We start from the raw sequence: 20,999 nt of genomic DNA, 5'->3' as shown, positions 1-20,999 counted from the left end.
ACAATTAAGTGGATAAAAGGAGGAAGAACGACAAATCAACATAAATAAGCAGTGCTAACCGAGTATACGATATCAGACGTAACCAAACCACAATTATCAGTTCTCTATAAAACCTTTCTCATATAAATTAAGCATCAGTGTCTTACTACATCTTATTTAATGATTATGGTACTCCTTACTCCCCACTATCAACAATAGTGATAATGCCGAACACAAGTGGTGTGGAGGCTTAGCACATGTGGTGTGGAGGCTTAACACCAATGGTGCTGACCACAAAAAACTTACAAAATGTTATGGAAAACAGTTCTAACTTATTATTAGCAGAAATCTATACTACCTCCTGCAAACAAAGATTATGTAATATATAGGATTACTCTTCTAAAACAAATGCGGTATTATATGCCCAAAGAGAATTCACATTAAGTGCGTATTAGAACTATACAAGCGCAATCCTATCCCCTACTGACGGATAAGATTACGCCCTGCATCGATACGAAGAAAAATAAACAAAAGCAAAGTAAAACCCCATAAGGAGGAACCTCCGTAACTAAAGAAAGGTAACGGAATACCAATAACCGGCGTTAGTCCCAATACCATTCCGACGTTAATAAAGACATGGAATAGGAAGATTCCCGCGACACAATACCCATAGACTCGCCCGAACTTAAAGGGTTGTCGGTCGGCAAGGTACATCAATCGAAGTATCAGGAAAAGAAATAGCACAAGTACCGAGGCTGAACCGAGGAAACCCTCCTCCTCACCTACCGTACAGAAGATAAAGTCGGTATCCTGTTCAGGTACAAACTTCAACTTTGTCTGCGTACCATTCAAGAAGCCCTTACCCTGTAATCCTCCAGAACCAATGGCAATCTCACTCTGATGCACATTATAGCCAGCTCCTGCGAGGTCCTCATCTAACCCTAAAAGAACATTGATACGCACACGCTGGTGGGGTTGCATGACATCATTTAGCACATAGTCTGCCGAATAGAAAAAGGCGATTGAACCTAAAGCAAACAACGCTATATAGAAGTAGTTTGCAAAGCGAGTGTTCATCGCATTATAAACTAAATAGCCTATCAAACATGCTGATAGAACCAGCTGCACCCAAACAATATCAAATGGAATGACAAACTCCGAGAAAAGTAAGGCAAGTCCTGTAATTCCAAAGACATAAGTCAGCAGCAGACGCATGCGCCCATTATCTCCCACATAGACCCATACCATCACCGAGGAGAATATCTGTACGAGTAAGAGGACGACAAACTTTCCTAAAGACGTGGGCGTATCCCATAGCAATATCTCCTCATACTTGATTCCAACAACAAAGTAAACAACCATTGCCAGTCCTGTGAAGAGGAATGCGCCAGACATTCCTTCACGATAAAGCATGAGGAAGAAAGAGAGATAAACCAAGGCTGAACCTGTCTCACGCTGCCCGACAATACAGAGTATAGGCAGGAAGATGATACCACAAGCACCTGCAAAATGCTTCCAGTTCTTCATCGTAAAGCCGTAAGCCGACATAAATTTAGCTATTGCCAATGCCGTTGCAAACTTGGCAAACTCCGCAGGTTGCAGTCGTAATGGTCCCAAAACAAGCCATGATCGAGAACCTTTAATACTATGAGGATTAAAGATTGTGGCAAAGAGAAGGAGTACTAACAGACCATAGATGACGTAAGCGAAGGTGTCATAGAAACGGTCGTCCATCATCAGCAGTACAAAACCTAAACAGATGGAAGTAGCAATCCACACAATCTGCATACCCGAACGGGTTGAAAGCGAGAAGATTTCAGTATCGCCATAAGTATAGCTCGCACCGCAGACGCTTACCCACCCAAAGGTGAGTAACGCTATATAGATACCAATCGTCCACCAATCTAATGAACGAAGTACTCCTGGTTGTCTATCTGCTGTATAATTACTTGGCACGCTTTACGTTCTCCTTGCTTTTTTGTTTATCCTTGGATTGAACCTTTGATTTCTCTTTGGGTTGTTCCTTTGGTTTATCTTTTACTTGCGCCTTAGGTTTCACCTTTGGCTGCTCCTTGTTTTTTTCTTTTACTTGCTCTTTAGGCTTCGCCTTCGGTTGCTCCTTCGGTTTATCTTTATGCGGTTCCTTAGGCTTTTCTTTCACCTTAGGTTTATCCTTGTTTTCCTTATGACTTTCCTTATTTTTCTCCTTATCTTTCCCTTTCTTATCTCCTTCCTTATCCTTGTCTTTTTTCTCTGTCTTTACTTTTGTTTCTGTTTCAACACGGATAGCAGGCTCATTCTGAGGTTGCTTTTTCTTATCCTTATCCTCAGCATCTTTCTTTGCTTTAGCTTCTTTTAATCTCTCTGCATCAGCCAAATCCTGTTTCTCTTTGACTTTCTTCAGTGAGTCTCTGATGATATTCACACGTTTGATAGAATCAAGACGAATAGAATCAGCGTGAGACAAAGGACGCTTAAACGAGTAAGAGATATGACGATTTTGCAACGCAGTAGCACGAGCTTCATCGCCAGGAGTAAGTTTTCCGTTGATGTACTGCTCAATCATCAATGAACCGATAGGGACACCAAAGTCAGCACCAAATCCACCATTCTCAACATAAACAGCAATGGCAATCTTTGGAGTATCAACAGGTGCAAAGCCCATAAACACAGAGTGGTCCTTACCACGGTTCTGAGCTGTACCTGTCTTACCTGCCAAAGAGTAACCAGGATGAACCGCATGCGCACAAGTTCCACCACGTACTGATGAAATCATACCTGCTATTACTTCTTGATAAGCTCTTAGACTACCCTTTGTGCGATGCTTTTCTACATACTTCTTATCAAGCTTCTTTCCTTGAATACTTCGTACAACGTGTGGTGTTAAGTAATAACCACGGTTGGCAATCGTAGCTCCAAGGTTGGCAATTTGCAATGGAGTAAGGTTGACCTCACCCTGTCCAATAGAAATAGAAATAACTGAAAGGGGGTTCCATCTCTTAAAAGCATTATCGTAGAACTTCGCATTTGGAATCATACCTCGCTTCTCACCGGGGAGGTCAATACCCAACTTATAACCGAAGCCCATGGATACCATATAGTCGCGCCATACGTTCATCGCATCCTCCAAGGTTTTATATTTCCTACGATTGGAAAGCATGTGATATAGTCCCCAACAGAAATAACTATTACAAGAGGTACTTATAGCTGGCACCAATGAGATGGGAGCAGCATGTGGGTGACAACCTACATGAAGTCCCTTAAAATAGAATCCACGATGACATGGGTAACGTGTTGAATCCGATACAACACCTTCTGTATAATAGGTAACAGCCTGTCCCGTCTTAAAAGTTGAACCAGGAGGATATTGTCCCATTATAGCACGATTGAGCAAGGGCTTTGCTGGGTCAAGCGTCATCTCACGTTGGTACTTTCCTCGTAGCTTACCAATCATCATACGAGGGTCAAAAGTCGGTGCAGAAACCATTGCCAAAATTTGTCCTGTCTTAGGTTCAATAGCCACAATAGCCCCTAACTTTCCTTCCATCAATCGCTCACCAAGTGCTTGTAGTTCAGCATCAAGACCAAGTTGTATGTCCCGTCCAGGGTGTGGGCGCTGGTCGTACTTTCCATTCTGATAACGTCCTTGTATCTGTCCGTGCGCATCGCGCAAAAGTATTTGTACGCCTTTAACTCCACGCAAGTCTTTCTCATACTCACGTTCAACACCCATCTTACCAATATAATCTCCTGGTTGATAGTACTCATCATCCTCAATATCGCCCTGACTTACTTCGGCTACATCACCAAGAATATGTGCAGCGATAGCTCGTTGATACTGACGAACACTACGTTTCTGTACATAAAAGCCTGGGAAACGATAGAGCTTCTCCTGAAAAGCACTAAACTCTTTATCGCTCAACTGACTCAAGAATAGTTGTTGTGTGAATCGAGAATAACCTGGATTCTTATTTCTATCCTTGAGATTAATCATTCTATTAATGAAATCAGCCTTAGTTATGTTCAATGCCTTGCAGAACTCAAGCGTATCAAGATGCCCTTTCATCTCGTTGGTAACGACCATAATGTCATAAGCTGGCTGATTAAAGACCAACAGCTTACCATTCCTATCAGTGATTGAACCACGTGATGGGAACTCTATCTTCTTTAAAAAAGCATTAGAGTCAGCGCTCTTCCGATAGTCGTCACTGGCAATCTGAAGAGCAAAAAGACGTATAGTATATATCACCACAATACCTATTGCAACCGCACTAAGCACGAGGCGACGTTTCTCTAAATCATAATTCTTCATTTCTTATCGCCTCCTTACGTTCTCAACAACAAGAATAAGAATAAGCGTGAGTAATGAACTACCACCAATACACAATAGCCATTCAATCACATTAAAAAAACTAAACATCTCTAAAGTGAAGAAAACGACGCTATATATTAAGGTAAAAATTGACACATACCACGTGTACTGCGGCATGCTAAGCGTATCCATACCTGCCTGGAAGTTTTCACTACTATCACGAGGGATAAATAGTTGCAATACATAAGGTTGTAAGGCAGCTATTAATGTCAGTGACCCTGCTGCGACACCGGGTGTATTTGAAAAGGTATCAATCGTAAGACCCATTAAAAACGCCCATAACAGCATAGCCCACTGAGGATAATTACGAGGGAAAAGAAGGATGAAATAGATATAAAGCAATGGCGTGGCAACAGCAAACAGATGGATGTGATTAAGGACAAACACCTGTGCTACTGTCAATACAGCAAACCAAAGCAAACGTTTTAGGAAATCTATATTCATTCTTTCTTTCGTAAATCAATGGAGGGAAATGGCTCACACCCAAGTAAAAAATAGTCTACAAGGTGCAATTATCCAACCTCCTATAAAGCCAAGTTATATTGGTCATCAATTATTACTGTGCCCCATTTCCTATCTGGTCCTCAAGCGGTTTGATAGAATCTTGTGCCGCCTTAATAATCTGGCGTTGGTCTCTAATAGAAGCATCATCTATCACACAGACATCACGTAGATTACCAAAGTCTGTTGAGAGCTGAATCTGTAAGCGATAAGAGAGTCCATCTTCCGAATTGTAGACATGCTTTATTTTACCTACCAATACACCAGCTGGGAATACAGAAGAATATCCACTCGTTACAACACGGTCGCCCAACTTAAACTTTGCATGACGAGGGACATCATCCAGATAAGCAACATCAGATGCGCCTCCATTCCAATGGAGATAACCAAAATAGTCACGTCCCTGAATAGAACAGCTGATGTTTGACTTTGAGTTCAGCACAGGAATTACAACAGCATAATGAATACCTGCCATATAGACAATACCCACAACACCATTTCCACAGGCTACACCCATATCCTTATGTACTCCATCCCATGTTCCCTTGTTGATAGTGATAAAGTTATTAGGTTTATCCAACGAATTGGCTACAACCTTTGCTTGTACCAATCGGAACTTTGAAAGGAAACGATATTGCCCCTTATGAAGGAAAGTAGAGTCCTTCGTCTTGTCATATAGCTGTTCTGACAACTCTCTCACCTGACGTTCCAGTTCAAGATTACGCTTGGTCAAAGCCTCATTCACCTCACCCATCGTCAAGTAAGATGTGATCTTTGAACTTTCCTCATAAGCCAAACCTGCTACGTAGTTCGCTGACGTGAACCACACACTGCCCTGATAGTCGTTGAATCGGAACAGAAGAACCATACTCAAGACTTCCAGGGCAACGAACAAGAACCAATGCTTGTACTTAGCAAGGAACTCTGTCAGATTGTGCATGAACGTTAGTTGTTATCTCATCAAGAACGAGAAACGGTCTACGTTCTTCAATGCTATGCCTGCACCCTTAGCCACACTGTGCAATGGGTCTTCAGCAATATGGAATGGAATGTTAATCTTATCAGTCAGTCGCTTGTCGATACCACGAAGCAATGCACCACCACCACTGAGGTAAATACCATTCTTTACGATATCAGCATAAAGCTCAGGCGGTGTATTCTCCAATGCTGAAAGAACGGCATTTTCAATCTTTGCAACGGTCTTATCAAGACAATGAGCAATCTCTTGATAGCATACAGGCACCTCCATAGGAAGTGCTGTGATACGGTTAGGGCCATGTACAATGTAATCCTCTGGTGCTTCTTCGCCAAGGTCTGTCAGTGCCGAACCGACATGGAGCTTAATACGCTCTGCCATACGCTCACTGACTTTCACATTATGCTGACGGCTCATATATTCCTGAATATCCGCAGTGAGGTCATCACCTGCTACACGGATAGAGTTATTACATACGATACCACCCAAAGAAATGACTGCAATCTCAGTGCTACCACCACCGATATCAACAATCATGTTACCCTCTGGAGCTTCTACATCAAGACCCATACCGAGGGCAGCTGCCATTGGCTCAAAGATAAGGTAGACATCACGACCATCAGCGTGTTCTGCTGAATCACGAACGGCACGAAGTTCAACCTCAGTAGAACCTGATGGAACACCGATTACCATACGCAATGAAGGTGAGAAGAAACGATTGCCACTGTGAACCATCTTAATAAGTCCACGCATCATCTGCTCACAAGCTGTAAAGTCAGCGATAACTCCGTCGCGCAAAGGGCGGATTGTACGAATATTGGGATGTTCCTTCTCGTACATCATCTTTGCATCACCACCCACAGCAATCATCTTATCTGTGCGACGGTCCAGTGCTACTACTGACGGCTCATCAACAACAATCTTATCATCACTGATAATAATTGTGTTTGCCGTTCCCAGGTCCATAGCAATTTCCTGGATAAATGAAAATAATCCCATTAATATATGTCTTTTTTATAAATGTATATTCCTATCTAATGTGTACTTATTCTGTTGCAAACCAACGATGAATAGCTGTATCGTAATGACTGGTAATGCCGAAAGCACGTTCAGCGAACATCTTACGATCTTCAATATCAGTACGAGCCCCATTTGTGTTGAGAATCTGAAGCAACACAGGATACTCCGCCTTACTTGGCACAATAACAACATCCTTGAAGTTCTTTGCTCCTGCACGTATCAGCGAGATACCACCTATATCAATCTTCTCAATGATTTCCTCTGCACTGGCACCACTGGCTACCGTCTGCTCAAAAGGATAAAGGTCTACGATAACGAGGTCGATGTATGGAATATCATATTCCTGCATCTGTGCCTGATCACTTTCGTTATCACGACGAGAAAGAATACCACCAAAAATCTTTGGGTGAAGTGTCTTCACACGACCACCAAGAATAGAAGGGTAAGATGTGACGTCTTCAACCTTCTGACATTCGTATCCTAATGACACGATGAATTCCTGTGTACCACCGGTACTGAGGAATTTCACGCCTTCTTCATCTAACTTCTTGAGCAAATCCTCAAGTCCATCTTTATGAAAGACCGAAATAAGAGCAGTCTTAATTTGTTTTTTACCAGCCATTGTAAAACATTTTATGGATTTGATGTGCAAAGTTACTAATTATAAGCGACTAAACAATATTTTAAATCAAAAAAAAACAAAAGGTTGGCAACTATTTGATTTAAGTCTAATAAGCTGCCTTCTTTTGTTTTATTCTATCTGCTTCAAGTTCTGCTTATTGAAAACTGTACAGCATTTCTTAATATCTATCAATTACTTTCTTAAGTCTAATCCTTGCGCTTGACACCGAATGCATCTAAGACACCTTGGATTTCACTTCCAAGACCAAAGACACTATTCACCACGCCATCCTTGGCTCCTCGTACCATATAACGAGCGCAATCGCCTTCGAGTCTACCAATACGCTGGCGTTCTGCAACTGTATAATCATGGCGTGAAATCTCACGACGGATACGACCGAACTTATCAATAGCCCTACGCCACTTCTTAGCAGTATAATACTGGCTATTATCACGCAATTCGTATGAAAAATTCTCTAAGTCGTTAATAGCTGACTCTCGTGTTGCACATGAGATTACCGACAGCATTGCCACTATGAGGGCAAGCCCCAATACCATTTTCTTCACCTTGTTTCTCATCTTTTATAACTCCTACTTTTTTAATTATTCTCCCTATCTTTGGCTTGTCCTTATAATACCTTTCTATATCGAAAGTAACATCAAATACCGCCCTTTAAGGGTAATAGTCGTGGCAAAAATAGGAAATAATAATGATTTTACCAACAAAACCCAACGTTACTTTTCATTCTTTTTCTACTTTTTAACTACCTTTGTTCCATGAATTTCGCAGCAACACTTCTTCAATGGTTCAAAAATAACGGACGTTCTCTGCCTTGGCGAGAAACAAATGACCCATACGCTATTTGGCTTAGTGAAGTCATTCTACAACAAACTCGCATCGCACAGGGCATGAGTTATTGGGAACGTTTTATAGCGCAATGGCCTACTGTCAACAATCTTGCAGCCGCCACAGAGGACGAGGTGCTAAAAGCTTGGCAGGGCTTGGGCTACTACTCTCGTGCGAGAAACCTCCACAAAGCTGCACAGCAGGTAGTTGAATTAGGTGGGTTCCCACAGACTTTCAAGGAATTAAAGACACTAAAAGGTGTAGGGGACTATACGGCTGCTGCCATTGCTTCTATTGCCTTTGGTCAACCTGTAGCCGTAGTGGATGGCAATGTCTATCGTGTACTTTCTCGTTATTATGGAATTACCACAGCTATTGACAGCACCGAAGGAAAAAAAGAGTTTCAAACACTTGCTCAATCTCTTTTGCCAACAAGCGAACCAGCTGATTACAACGAAGCTATAATGGACTTTGGTGCCATTCAGTGTACACCATCTTCTCCATCTTGCACAACTTGTCCACTATGCGAAACCTGCATTGCTTTCCGTGAACAACGTATGAATGAACTACCCGTAAAGAGCAAGAAGGTGAAACAACGAGAACGTCATTTCACCTATCTGTATATTGAATATGAAGGAGAATTAGCTATCCACCAACGTGGTGCAGGTGATATTTGGCAGGGATTATGGGAACTTCCACAAGCAGAACAGCTTACATCTGCTACTAACAATGTGTGGGAAACAGAAGCGCAACTATTACAAAAAGGGATAAAACACATTCTTACTCATCAAATTCTCCTTGCTGACATCTATCTTTGGCAACCAAAGTCGCGCCCACAACTACCCTCAGACTTCATCTGGATTAAAAGGCAAAGCCTTGATAACTACGCCTTGCCTCGCCTTATTGAGATTCTGCTAAAAGAAATCCCCACCTAAGGTTCTCCCTTCCCTCTCTCATGATTCATCAAATCCTCACCCATGGTCCGCTACTACGAGGCACAGCCTCGTAGCCCAGCCCAGCTGTTATTTCTTTCCGAAGTCCTTATTAATTCGCAGCTGATGAGCCACCAAGAAGGGAAGAACACAAACAATCATCACAATAACAAAGAACCATTTATACCCTACTGCCTGTGCCAAGGCACCCGCGAACAAGCCTGGAATCATCATTGACAACGCCATAAAACCCGTACAGAGAGCATAATGACTGGTCTTGTGTTCGCCTTGACTGAAATAAATCATAAAGAGCATATAGGCACTAAAGCCAAAACCATAACCGAAATTCTCAATAAAAACCGCTATACTGATTGCGATTACATTATCAGGAAGCATATAAGCCAAATAGACGTAGGCTAAGTTGGGCAATGTGATAGCTGCTGTCATTGGCCATATCCAGCGTTTCAAGCCATCACGACTAATCATCATTCCACCAATTATACCACCAATCAAGAGTCCAGCCACACCAACAACGCCATTCACCGTACCATATTCTATCTCTGAAAGTGCCAATCCGCCTTTAGCTTTTGATGCCTGCAAGAAGAGTTGAGAAATTGGAATAATCAATGCTTCTGGCAAGCGGAAAAGCAATAGAAAACAGATAGTTGTCAATGCTTGTTCTTTTTCGAAGAAAGAGACAAAAGTCTGCCCAAAGCTATGAAATAGTTGAGCGGCAGATACCTGTTCCTTATCAGTATCTTCAGATGGGCGTGGAAGAATAAAACGATGATAGAGCGCAAGCCCCATAAAGAGTGCCATCAACCCATAGAAAACAAGTGACCACGTCCACTGAACATCAAACTGCTTATGCAAAAAGCCTGCAAACGCAATTAATCCGCCCTTGCCTACAACCATTGAAATACGATAAAAAGTGGAACGAATACCTACAAAAAAGCCTGCTCGTGCTGGTTAAGTCCCATCATATAGAACCCGTCGGCAACAACATCATGTGTAGCACTACTGAATGCCAATAACCAGAAGAAACAGATTGTTCCCTGAAGCCACAACGAAGTGTTAACGGTAAAAGCAACACCAGCAAAAGCTGCCCCGACAAGCATCTGCATAATGATAATCCACCACCGCTTCGTCTTAATCAAATCAAGAAAAGGGCTCCACAATGGCTTTATAACCCAAGGAAGATAAAGCCATGAAGTGTAAAAGGTCACTTCGGCATCTGACAGCCCCATCTGCATATAGACTTGAAGGGACAATACGGTTACTGCAATATAAGGCAAACCCTCTGCAAAATAAAGCGAAGGTATCCATGCCCATGGACTAATCTTTCGTTCAGTGTTCACTGCTTTTGGCGTTTTCATTCTGTTATTATCATTATTGCTTGCAAGGTGTCCGTTTTCCACAGCTAACTTTCAGCAGACCTTTAAGAGGAAACATCAAACCTGTAACCAAAAGGAATAGGTAGGGTAAAGTAGGCAAGTCGAACATCACTACATACGTAGTTTTGTAGCCTTTCAAACGATGACAAAGATACACAAAATTAACGAGATAAAGATGGGTTAAACCTCACGAAAAAGAATAAAAAGATAATTTATACATTATAAACCAATGATTTTCGCTTTTCTTGAAAGCACCATTGAGATTTTTATCTTATCTTTGTAAACAAGAGGATTTGATTGATTAGTTTATTACTTACGCCTTTCATTTCCTTTCAACTCAGACATTATACGTAAACATGAAACGACTCTAATACACTCGACCCTCTCTATTGGACATAGAGAAACTTAGAGTAACACGATAAGGAAGCATAATGCTAACGATGGTTTATATTAGAAATCAAGGTGATATGCTTCCTTCCTAATAGTAAGTAATACCCTCAAGCACAATACTGACAAAAAACTCATATGACACGCAGCTTCTTCATAGAGCCATCAAACTCATAGACATAAACAAACTTCGACATCTACTTCAACTTTACTTATAACAGATTTGTCAAGCACAAACAACACTTTACAATGGTGTTAAGCACCCGCACCATTGGTGTATACCATCAGCACATCATGTGCTAAGCACCTGCACAATGAAAGAAAACGACAAGACCAACTCTTTAAAGAATAGGATAAGACACTAAAAACGCAAATGTAAATAGGAAAATTATATATCAAAATTATAATTCCAGCTGACCCCAAATCAGTCTACATCGGTATTACCCTTCAAACCACAAAATAAATTTGCTGTCATTCCTGTCACAGGAAGTGACATCTTAACCTGCTATATACCAAAGAGATACATGAAATGTTAAAAATGACAGCAAACTAAAACAAAAACTACTCTTGTATTATTTGTAAAAAACTCTTATTTGGGTATCATTATCATTTCAACGTTTGGAAGAATCCTATTTCCTTACCATTTCCCTACTGAGTCACAAAGAGTCGAAAACATCCAAAAGCTGTTGATTAAAAATACAGTATAACTTTAAACACATCATATTACCAAAAAAAGCGATAGTCATTATGACCATCGCTCTCTTATTCTTATGATTGTTTCAGATAATTACATACCCAAAGCCTTCTTAGCACCTTCATTGTTAGGATTAACCTTCAGTACCTTGTTGAAGTACTCGTCAGCAAGCTGCTTATTACCCTTCTTTGAGTGATAGTAGCCGAGACCATAGTACACGTTCTCCAAATAACTCTTGCTATCCTCATCGAGAGTTGGCTTAGCCTCCTCATAATCAGCCACCTTCTGATAGATTTCAGCTACCTTATCTGGGTCGTTCATCAACTGAGCAACGTTAGCTTGGTTCAACCAAACCCAGTCAGAAATAGTTGGGAACTTTGAAACCATCTGCTCATAAACATCAAGTGCTTTTGCCAAAACCTCGTTCTTTGCAGCACGATCTGTTATGCCCTCTGCCTTAGCAACGTAAGTGTTAGCAAGTGTTGCCCAGTCATTGTTAGTAGCTTTCTTACTCTTTGAAAGATACTCCTGCTGAACCTCAAGTGCCTTATCATCATTACCCTGTGCAGCATAGATAGACGCTAATGTCTTCAAAGGCTCAACGTTATTCTTATCAACCTCAAGTGCCTTATTGATAGTGCTGATTGCCTCGTCATACTGCTGCGCACCACAGAGTGCCTTTGCATAGACATCGTAGTCGTTAGCAACTTTCTTACCAGAACCAGCAAATACGACCTTACCATAGTTGACAGCTGAAGCATAATCCTTCAACTCAACAGATGCCATCATAGCAATACGACTCAGATACTCACTGCTTGGAAATTTCTGCAAACCCTGCTTCGCAACATCCAAAGACTTCTGATAATCCTTAGTGATGTAAGCAGCAAAGCCATAGTTATAGAAGTTATCCTCTGTCATATTAGCTGGGTTAGCCTTAGCATACCACTCTAATGCATCCTTGTACTTTCCATCGCTAAGCATAATCTCAGCTGCTGTTGCCTCAACAGGATAGTCTGGCTTAACCTTACGAAGTTCTTCGAGCTTCTGAACAGCAACCTTTGAGTTTACATGGCGGAAAACCTTTGCATAACGCTCGTAAGCTACTACATTCTGTGGGTCTACAGTAATCGCATTCTGATACTGTGTTGCAGCTGCACCAGCATTACCGATTGAATCCTTTAGAGCAGCAATATCGCCCAAAAGAACATAACCTAAACTACCTTTGAATTTCTTGTTATTGATAACATTATTTGCTATCTCTGTTGCTGCATCATAATTACGCTGCAAAAGATATACATTACCCAAGGCAACAATAGCCTCTTCACTCTTCTTAAAGGTCTTCTGATACTCTTTAATGAGATCCTTAGCAGCCTTTGGATCGTTTGGTGCAGCCTCAATAGCAGCCACGATAGGCTTAAGTGCTACTGCATAATCTACTTCCTGTGCCATTGCTGGAGTTGACATTGCCAACATCAAGGCTCCAGCTATCAAATATTTCTTTGTTTTCATAATTCTTACCCTTTAATTTGTAATTCAGTAAACAGTATTATTAATTAAGACGCCTATCATGGCATATAGTTTAATTTTATAAGCACAAATACACTGCAAGTGGCAAGAAAACGTCTTAGAAACTTATAAATTCCTTTATATTACGCTTCTATTGCTATAATTTACAAGTAATGCTATCAATAACTTAACTATTCAGTCTTCACCTCAACCTCACGAATATTGATTTCTCCGCGATAAGGTAAGAGACCAGCCTTAAAGATAATCTTCTGACCAATTGGATTGGTTACAAAGTTTGCGAATGCCCAAGGCAAAGCTTTATGTGGGTCTGCCACAATAGCATAAATAGTTCTTACGAAAGGATATCTTCCATCCAACAGGTAAGCCTGATAAGGCTGCCAACTATTAGCAGGCTGAGCAACTGTAGTCTTTGAAAGACCAACTACTCTAATATCTTTCTTAAAAGTTGTGTTTGTTGAGTCACGATGGTCGTTCAACCAATTTGACCCAATAACACCTATGGCGTTAGGAGTTTTATGAACATAGTCAACAACCGACTTACTGTTATTTGCGGCAACGATGTTCGCACTCTTGATGTTCTTTCCACCTAAAATTGAGTCAACGACATAATGCAATGTTGCTGAAGCCTTGTTATCAAAGACAACTTCAATATTCCCTTTATCATTCTTAGGGTTCAACTGATTCCATTTTGTAATCTGACCACTGAGAATCTTCTTAACATCGGTAACCGTAATACATGAGTCTGCATTAGCATTGTTAACGATGAAAGCAATTCCATCATATCCTATCGGGAAAACCGCTGGGATAGGACCTTTCCCTCGTAACATAGCATCTTCTCCTTTCTTCAACACATGAGAAGTAAAGAAAAGATTAACTTTCTGGTCGAGGAGCAGTTGCATACCTTTGTTGTCATCTGTGTAGATTGGCAACAAGTGAGTTTCTGGGTAGCGGAACTGATAATTCTGTAACAATTCCTCTATAATAGGACTAAAACTTTCGTCAGAGGCGAACTTAATCGTCCCTGACGTCGGTGTATCTGTTCTGCCGTCCTTGCGTTTCCCCTGTCCGCAAGCAGACAGAAGAAACACAAAGGATAACATCAATCCTACTGTTATGTAGAATCTGGATCTTTTCATATAAAATTTGCTTTTACTGCAGTTTGAAAGTAATAGGGAGAGTGAACCAAACGTTTGCTGGCTGACCATTGTTCATACCTGGAGACCACTTTGGCATGCTGTTAACAACACGAAGTGCCTCACGGTCGAGTGCCTGGTCAACACCACGAACAATCTGTGCCTGACTAACGCTACCATCACGTCCTACAACGAACTTAACGATAACACGTCCCTGCACACCATTCTCTGCTGCAACTGCTGGGTATTGGATATGTGAAGCCAACCAAGCATTTACATTAGGGAATGAAGGCATAACCTCTGCCACTGTGAAGACCTTTTTCTCAACGTCCTCTTTTGGCTCTGGCTTTGGTGCTTCTACAACAGGCTTCTCAATCTTTGGTACAATCTGTTCTGGAGTAGCTACGGTGCTACGAGCTGCAGTTTCAGTACGGTCTTCCGTACCCTCCTTGTTCTCAACACCGACAGCCTTGGTCTCCTTGTTCATCTTGACCATTGGAGGCATCTCTTCCTTTACGTCCTTATCATCCTTGATGACAGGGGCAGTAAATTTAACAGTTGCACGAGTTTCGGGAACAACCTTCTCTGGTTCAATCTTCTTAGGCTCTTCCTTCTTCTGCTGCTTCTTACGTTCAGCCTGATCTTTCTTAGCCTGTTCAAGAGCTGCCAATTCCATCTTAGCTGCATAAGCCGCTTGGGCAGCTAATTCATCGTTGTGCTTCTTAATCTGATATGCTAAGTAACCACCACCGAGGAATGCAGCACAAAGCAGAATAGCTAACGCCTTGATGTTACGCTGAGAAACAGTTTTACGAAGCTTGTATGCACCGTACTCCTTGTTCTTGTCGGCGAACACCATGTCGACCCATTTAGGATCGCATAAATCTATTTTTGCCATTGTTTTCTTTCTTTAATTGTTTACGAATCAGTGATTAAGCCTTGATACCTTTCTTGGCTAAGAGTGCCTTGTCTTGGTCTGTCAGCTTGTCAATGACGTAAGTTCCAATATATGAAATCTGCATTTCATCGAGGATATCTACCAAATGACGATAAGATGCTTGATCAGTTGGTTTAATAATGACAGTCATGGTTGAAACCTTTTTGCCATTGATTGTACCAGTTTTGATCGCAGTCAACTCAGACTGATAAATACTATCTGGATAAGCCTTTGGATTTTCCTGTTTCTTACGATTCAGTTCCTTCACAGCGATGTCCATATCCTGATAAGGGATAGTGATAGCCTCGCCTGTAGAAGGGTCACCTACTTGCTTATGCTGAAGAACGTAGCGAATACCACTCTGGGTGTTACTCCAGTCGGCAGGCTTCAGCCAATTAGCGTTATCATACTCTGGCTTACCATTACCATAGAAGATTTTATCTCCATCAGCAATGTAAATCGTTATAGAGTGTGACTCTTTGGCTTCATTCTTCTGGTTTTCTTTCTGAGTTTTATCATTACTTGGCATCGTCAACTCCATAGTTGAAGGCTTGCTAAGTGAAGTACAAAGCATGAAGAAAGTAATCAGCAACATAAGCATATCTACCATCGGCGTAAAGTCTACGCGGACGGTCATCTTCTTCTGCTTGCCGCCTCCTTTTCCTGTATCCATCATTTCCATACTTTGATCTCCTTACTTATTAGCTGCTTGTGCAGCCTTTTTAGCGTCCAACTGTGTGATCATATAGTAATGGCTCTCATCCATATCTTGGAGTTCGCTCATTACCTTCTTAACGGTACCATAAGGAGAATCTGCGTCTGACTTGATAGCAAGTCTAACCTTAGGGTTCACTTGGCGGGCTGCGTTAACCCACTGCTGGAACTCAGTCATCTCCTGTCCTTGGATACTATCGAGAGGAATACCCATCTTAGGGAGTTCTTTGCCACGCTCTGCTGCTGGCTTAGATAAATAAGCAGCCAGCTTATCGAGTGGAGCACCAAATGTAGACTCAGCAACAAAAGTTTTCTTCTGTGCAGGAGTCAATGTTACGCCCATATTGTCTACGATTTGCCCCAACTCATTGGTATTATCGTAGCTCAAGAAAACCTGGCCTTCGCCAGTAGGCGTTCCATTAGGTCCTTTTTGAGGACTAACGAGAATTGTCAGGACACCATTCTCAGGCACCTTTGTTTCAGACACAGAACCTGGAGTATTTACCTTCACTGGCTCGTTCTTAACGAACGTAGATGTCAGCATGAAGAAGGTAAGCAGCAGGGTCATAACGTCTGACATAGGCGTCATGTCGATAAAGGTGTCACTCTTCTTAACTTTTACTTTACCCATAGCGATAAATTATTAAAGGGTTAGCAAAAATTAAGCCTCGTCTGTGTGGTTTACTTCGTATGTCTGAGCGATAGAATAACCAACCTCATCGAGGGCGAAAGTCAACTTGTCAACCTTGTTTGAGTAGTAACCATAAGAAACTACCGCACACCAAGATGTTGCGATACCGAATGCGGTGTTGATCAACGCCTCAGAAATACCAGCAGAAAGTGCAGCTGAGTCAGCGCCACCACCTGCAGCAAGAGCAGAGAACGACTTGATCATACCAGTTACAGTACCGAGAAGACCAGTAAGAGTACCAAGTGTTACGAGAGTAGCAATGATAGGGAGGTTCATTGTCAGAGTTGGCATCTCAAGCTGAGTAGCCTCCTCATGAGCCTGCTGAATCTTAGCTACCTTCTGAGCCTTCTTCAAGTTTGCATTAGCACCAGTCTCCATATCCTTGTAAGCATTCAAAGAAGCCTTAACAACATTTGCTACAGAACCTTTCTGCTGATCGCAGAGCTGGTTAGCCTTAGCAAGGTCATTAGCGTTAAGAGCACTCTTGATGTTTGCAACGAACTTTGGAAGGGCACCCTTACCGAAAGCAGTCTTTAGAGCCATCCAACGCTCAATAGACATAGCGAGCACTGTTAACAAGAGCGTGTGGATAACTGGAACGACTACGCCACCCTTAAAGATAGTACCCCAAACGTCAGCAGGGTTCTCACGTGCTGCTCCATCCTGGAAGTGCATTGGGTTACCGAACCATGTGTAGAACAATGTGAACGCAACGATAGCGCAAACGACAATAATCCAGAATGCACCTCTAACTCCTGTGAAACCCTCAGACTTCTTCTGTGGGGCTGCTTTTTGTTGTGTAGTTGCCATAATTTGATAAAAATTTAATTTTTAGGTTATTAATGAATTAATTTGTTAATATCTTTCTGATTTATAAGCCTTTGTGTGTGATTTCCATTGTAAATCAATGCTCGCTGGGGCTTCTTATCTCCGCAAAGATAGTAATTAAAAGAAAATTAAAGACACGATTAATAACATTTAACAGTTAAAAGTACACTGCTTTTATCTCATTTTAATTACTATTTGCTCTTTCGGATGCTATTTTAGTTTTGAAAGTACTTCTTTAATGCGGCGTAATGCTTCCTTTATGTTATCATCACTTGTTGCATAACTCATTCTAAAACACTCTGGAGATCCGAAAGCATCACCTCCCACTGTTGCCACTCCTCCCTCTTCAAGAATATACATAGCAAGGTCTGACGAGCTGTTGATTATATGCTTGCCATCCGTCTTTCCAAAGAAACTGGAACATTTAGGGAATAGATAGAACGCCCCTTGTGGCACATTAACCTCAAGTCCAGGAATTTCCTTTGCTAAACTTACGATTAAGTCACGACGACGACGGAAAGCCTCACGATACTCTGCAACACAGGTCTGATCATCCACGTATGCTGCAACAGCTGCCATCTGACTAACACTACACGTACCTGACGTATATTGTCCCTGCAGTTTATTGAGTCCCTTAACAATCCATTCTGGAGCTGCGACCCATCCAATACGCCAACCCGTCATAGCATAAGCCTTACTTACTCCATTACAGAGGATCGTACGTTCTTTCATGCCTGGGCAAGATGCAATACTGCAATGACCACCTATATAATTAATGTGTTCGTAAATCTCATCTGAAAGAACAAACAAGTCGTCATGTGCTAAAATAACCTTTGCCAAAGCATCTAACTCTTCTGCGGAATAGACACTACCCGTAGGATTACTTGGAGAACAAAGAATAATCATCTTTGTCTTTGGGGTAATAGCTTTCTCCAACTGTTCAGCTGTAATCTTGAAATCCTGCTCAATACCTGCAGACACAATAACAGGAACACCACCAGCGAGCTTTACCATCTGTGGATAGCTTACCCAATAAGGTGCTGGAATAATCACCTCATCACCTGGATTTACCAAAGCCAAAATAGTATTGCAAACTCCCTGCTTACCACCTGTCCCAACAATAATCTCCGAAGCAGTATAATCAAGATTATTCTCCTTCTTTAATTTATTTGAAATGGCTTCTCTCAGAACGGAATAGCCTGGCACAGGGGAATATTTTGAGTAGTTATCATCAATAGCTTTCTTACCCGCCTCCTTAATATGATCAGGAGTCATGAAGTCTGGTTCGCCCACACTCATATTGATAACATCAATTCCCTGCGCTTTCATTTCACTACTCTTCTGCGACATTGCTAATGTCTCAGAAGGTGCCAATCGGTTTAAACGCTCTGATAGCTGTGCCATATTGAACTTTATTTGTCTTTATAAATAATATTAGCTACAAAAGTACGTAATTTCAGTTTGATAACGCAACTTTTCTTTCTTTATTTTATCAATATAAGAATTTTAGTGCCGATTTGTCAGTTGATGATAAGGAAATAATATAATAAATGAGAAATTCCATAGCTCAAACTATACAAAATGAATTTGTACATTCTTTAATTAATATACTCATAAACTGCAATCAGCAATATAAGTCAAAGCCATCATGATAATTATATTAAGGACAACATCCACCTCTATCGTATTAGAAATATATTTACAAAACACCTATGATAAATTGAGGGAGATCAACGCTTATAAGTTTATAAAAGCCTACTTATAACTATCAAGCTATCAAGCCATTACAGAACCAGACATTAAAAGATGCTTAATTGGCTTTCAAAAGGGCATCTATTGAAGCCTTAAAGAGCACCTTTTGAACCTCAATTGGGCATCTTTTAGAAGCCAATTTAGCGTCAATAGAAAACGAGGTGATGAAAAAATTAGGACAAATCGTCTCACAAAAGCAGTATCTCTCTTTTGTTCTTTCCCATTAGAAGGGGTAAGCTCTATCACATCCCTAACCTTTTTGAAGGAATAGTCATTCTTCTTGATGATAAACCTCGTTCAAAGTATATCGTAGTTTTATATTTATAAGGTGGAGTTTATTAATTAGCTTTGTCATCTTCCGAAAGTATCTTCGAGGGCAAATTGATAGTGAACGAAGAAGTTATGCGAGCATAATGACTACGTAAACTGACAATTTCAGCCGAAGAGAGTCCGATATATGACAAAGCTAATTAATAGAACCCATCTTAAAGATGCAGGTCGTGTCCCATACGATCACGCTTAGTCTTCAAATAACGGTAGTCAAACTTGTTTGGAGTAACCTCAATAGGAACATTCTCCTCTATCTCCAAACCATAAGCCTCCAGACCAACTCGCTTCGTTGGGTTATTTGTTATCAGGCGCATCTTATGAATACCAAGATGGCGCAACATCTGTGCCCCACAACCATAATCACGTTCATCAGGGCGGAAACCAAGATGAAGGTTAGCCTCAACCGTATCAAGACCTTGGTCTTGCAACTTATAGGCTGCAATCTTATTCATCAAACCAATGCCACGACCTTCCTGCTGCATATAGATGATAACCCCCTTGCCTTCTTTCTCAATCATCTCCATCGCCTTATGAAGTTGTTCGCCACAATCACAACGCTGACTACCAAGGATGTCACCCGTTGCACATGATGAGTGTACACGCACAAGTACTGGCTCATCCTCTTTCCATGTACCCTTGATAAGAGCCATGTTTTCCAAACCATTTGCTTGACGGAAAGGAATCAAGTGAAACATACCATATTCAGTAGGGAGTTTTACCTTTTCACCAACAACAATACTTGATTCTTTCTTCAGGCGATAGGCGATAATATCCTTGATACTGATAATCTTCATATCCCACTCCTTTGCACGCTTCTGCAAGTCGGGCATACGAGCCATCGTACCATCTTCATTCATAATCTCCATCAGCACACCAGCTGGGAAACAGCCTGATAGCTTACAGAGGTCAACAGCCGCTTCAGTATGCCCTGAACGACGCAGAACGCCATTATCTTGAGCATAAAGCGGATTGATATGCCCAGGACGACCAAAGGTCTGAGGAGTAGACTTTGGATCGGCCAATGCCTTGATGGTCTCGGCACGGTCATGAGCTGACACACCTGTTGTACAACCTTCCAACTTATCAACCGTGACAGTGAATGGAGTACCAAGTACTGAAGTGTTATCAGAAACTTGGTGAGGCAGGTCCAATTCTTCAGCACGTGAGAGCGTAATAGGCACACAGAGCACACCTCGTGCATTCTTCAACATAAAGTTAACCTTCTCTGGCGTAATCATTTCAGCAGCCATGATAAGGTCACCCTCATTCTCTCGGTCTTCGTCATCTACTACGATAACGAACTTTCCTTCCCGAAAGTCTTTCAGTGCATCTTCGATGCTATCAAGTTTAAATTCTTCCATATA

Annotated in this window: 16 protein-coding genes and 1 pseudogene; 1 reads left to right on the top strand and 16 read right to left on the bottom strand. The window is 41.4% G+C overall.

Features of this window, described 5'->3' with window-relative positions:
• Positions 1 to 459: 459 nt before the first annotated feature.
• The 7 genes from rodA to J5A56_RS03910 all read right to left on the bottom strand — a co-directional run bounded on the left by rodA (position 460) and on the right by J5A56_RS03910 (position 8,048).
• Positions 460 to 1,935, bottom strand: a complete 1,476-nt coding sequence (gene rodA / locus J5A56_RS03940) for a rod shape-determining protein RodA (protein WP_021672317.1) — start codon at positions 1,933 to 1,935, stop codon at positions 460 to 462.
• The gene (locus J5A56_RS03935; RefSeq protein WP_021672318.1) at positions 1,925 to 4,291 is read right to left on the bottom strand and encodes a penicillin-binding transpeptidase domain-containing protein; all 2,367 of its coding nucleotides are present in this window, start codon (positions 4,289 to 4,291) and stop codon (positions 1,925 to 1,927) included. The genes rodA and J5A56_RS03935 overlap by 11 nt, the downstream gene beginning before the upstream one ends.
• Before the next feature lie 3 nt (positions 4,292 to 4,294).
• Entirely contained in the window at positions 4,295 to 4,795 is a 501-nt protein-coding gene (gene mreD / locus J5A56_RS03930; protein ID WP_021672319.1) for a rod shape-determining protein MreD, read from the bottom strand.
• A 112-nt stretch (positions 4,796 to 4,907) separates the two neighbouring features.
• The gene (gene mreC / locus J5A56_RS03925) at positions 4,908 to 5,792 is read right to left on the bottom strand and encodes a rod shape-determining protein MreC (RefSeq protein ID WP_021672320.1); all 885 of its coding nucleotides are present in this window, start codon (positions 5,790 to 5,792) and stop codon (positions 4,908 to 4,910) included.
• Positions 5,793 to 5,804: 12 nt separating this feature from the next.
• Positions 5,805 to 6,827, bottom strand: coding sequence for a rod shape-determining protein (locus J5A56_RS03920; RefSeq protein WP_021672321.1), 1,023 nt, complete (start codon positions 6,825 to 6,827; stop codon positions 5,805 to 5,807).
• Between the two features lie 46 nt (positions 6,828 to 6,873).
• Positions 6,874 to 7,470 carry an MGS-like domain protein gene (locus J5A56_RS03915; protein ID WP_021672322.1) on the bottom strand — a complete coding sequence of 199 codons (597 nt, stop codon included), beginning with the start codon at positions 7,468 to 7,470 and terminating at the stop codon, positions 6,874 to 6,876.
• A 206-nt stretch (positions 7,471 to 7,676) separates the two neighbouring features.
• Complete coding sequence (locus J5A56_RS03910; protein ID WP_021672323.1) at positions 7,677 to 8,048, bottom strand: hypothetical protein; 372 nt, start codon at positions 8,046 to 8,048, stop codon at positions 7,677 to 7,679.
• 198 nt (positions 8,049 to 8,246) lie between these two features.
• Here J5A56_RS03910 and mutY point away from each other — a divergent pair, with 198 nt between their 5' ends.
• Entirely contained in the window at positions 8,247 to 9,251 is a 1,005-nt protein-coding gene (gene mutY / locus J5A56_RS03905; RefSeq protein ID WP_021672324.1) for an A/G-specific adenine glycosylase, read from the top strand.
• A gap of 87 nt (positions 9,252 to 9,338) precedes the next feature.
• Here mutY and J5A56_RS03900 read toward each other — a convergent pair.
• The 9 genes and pseudogenes from J5A56_RS03900 to J5A56_RS03860 all read right to left on the bottom strand — a co-directional run bounded on the left by J5A56_RS03900 (position 9,339) and on the right by J5A56_RS03860 (position 20,996).
• Positions 9,339 to 10,606 (bottom strand): annotated as a pseudogene (locus J5A56_RS03900) (MFS transporter).
• A 1,210-nt stretch (positions 10,607 to 11,816) separates the two neighbouring features.
• Positions 11,817 to 13,232: a tetratricopeptide repeat protein gene (locus J5A56_RS03895; RefSeq protein WP_021672326.1), complete on the bottom strand. Its 1,416-nt coding sequence runs from the start codon at positions 13,230 to 13,232 to the stop codon at positions 11,817 to 11,819.
• A 188-nt stretch (positions 13,233 to 13,420) separates the two neighbouring features.
• Positions 13,421 to 14,386, bottom strand: coding sequence for a PstS family phosphate ABC transporter substrate-binding protein (locus J5A56_RS03890; RefSeq protein ID WP_036920080.1), 966 nt, complete (start codon positions 14,384 to 14,386; stop codon positions 13,421 to 13,423).
• Positions 14,387 to 14,399: 13 nt separating this feature from the next.
• Positions 14,400 to 15,281: an energy transducer TonB gene (locus tag J5A56_RS03885; protein WP_021672328.1), complete on the bottom strand. Its 882-nt coding sequence runs from the start codon at positions 15,279 to 15,281 to the stop codon at positions 14,400 to 14,402.
• Between the two features lie 34 nt (positions 15,282 to 15,315).
• The gene (locus tag J5A56_RS03880) at positions 15,316 to 16,002 is read right to left on the bottom strand and encodes an ExbD/TolR family protein (RefSeq protein ID WP_021672329.1); all 687 of its coding nucleotides are present in this window, start codon (positions 16,000 to 16,002) and stop codon (positions 15,316 to 15,318) included.
• Positions 16,003 to 16,014: 12 nt separating this feature from the next.
• Positions 16,015 to 16,665, bottom strand: coding sequence for an ExbD/TolR family protein (locus J5A56_RS03875; protein WP_021672330.1), 651 nt, complete (start codon positions 16,663 to 16,665; stop codon positions 16,015 to 16,017).
• Between the two features lie 30 nt (positions 16,666 to 16,695).
• Positions 16,696 to 17,535, bottom strand: coding sequence for a MotA/TolQ/ExbB proton channel family protein (locus J5A56_RS03870; protein ID WP_021672331.1), 840 nt, complete (start codon positions 17,533 to 17,535; stop codon positions 16,696 to 16,698).
• Positions 17,536 to 17,763: 228 nt separating this feature from the next.
• Positions 17,764 to 18,957 carry a pyridoxal phosphate-dependent aminotransferase gene (locus J5A56_RS03865; RefSeq protein WP_021672332.1) on the bottom strand — a complete coding sequence of 398 codons (1,194 nt, stop codon included), beginning with the start codon at positions 18,955 to 18,957 and terminating at the stop codon, positions 17,764 to 17,766.
• A gap of 833 nt (positions 18,958 to 19,790) precedes the next feature.
• Positions 19,791 to 20,996, bottom strand: coding sequence for a bifunctional 3,4-dihydroxy-2-butanone-4-phosphate synthase/GTP cyclohydrolase II (locus tag J5A56_RS03860; protein ID WP_036920082.1), 1,206 nt, complete (start codon positions 20,994 to 20,996; stop codon positions 19,791 to 19,793).
• Between the last annotated feature and the right edge of the window lie 3 nt (positions 20,997 to 20,999).

Source organism: Prevotella melaninogenica (assembly GCF_018128065.1).
Lineage (GTDB): Bacteria > Bacteroidota > Bacteroidia > Bacteroidales > Bacteroidaceae > Prevotella.
Note: the sequence above shows the minus strand (reverse complement) of the source record. Positions and strands in the feature narration are given on the sequence as shown.